The sequence below is a fragment of the Actinoplanes sp. GCM10030250 genome, assembly GCF_042666575.1.
Lineage (GTDB): Bacteria > Actinomycetota > Actinomycetes > Mycobacteriales > Micromonosporaceae > Actinoplanes.
The window spans coordinates 1-588 of record NZ_JBHTDO010000125.1; the positions used below are offsets into that span (position 1 = coordinate 1).

Consider the following 588-nt stretch of genomic DNA (forward strand, 5'->3'; position numbering starts at 1 on the left):
ATCGTGATGAGCACATAGCTGGCGGCGAGCAGGATCTCGAATCCGACGTAGAGGTTGAACAGATCGCCGGCCAGGAACGCGTTGGTGACGCCCGCGGTGAGGATCAGGTAGGCGGGGTGGTAGACCGAGACCGGTGTGGCGTCGTCCCGGTCGGTCATGCCCTGGCCGATGGAGTAGACCAGGACGCACAGGGTGACCGTGGCGGAGACCACGAGCATCAGTGCCGCAAGCCGGTCCGCGACGAGCACGATACCCATCGGCGCCGCCCATCCGCCGACGGCAACGGTCAGCGGATCCCCGGTCATGGTGAGAGCCAGCAGCGCGATCGTCACGGCGAGCGTCGCGCCGAGCACCAGCAGGCTGACCGTCCGCTGCAGGTGCGGATGCCGCCTGAGCAGCAGCGTCACCGCGGCACCGAGCAACGGCATGACCACCGGCAACGGTACGAGCCACGTCATCGCTGCTGCCCTTCGGCGCCCGGAGCGACAGGCGTGTCCTGGTCCTGGTCTTGGTCCTGGTCCGCGAGGCCCTGATCGCGTTCGGCCAGCTGCATGATCCGCCGGTCCTCGACGTCGTCCTGCACGTCGT

Annotated in this window: 1 pseudogene; it reads right to left on the reverse strand. The window is 68.0% G+C overall.

Going from position 1 to position 588, the window contains the following annotated elements:
- Positions 1-458 (reverse strand): annotated as a pseudogene (locus tag ACFQV6_RS44355) (Na+/H+ antiporter subunit D); the annotation flags it as partial.
- Positions 459-588 lie beyond the last annotated feature (130 nt).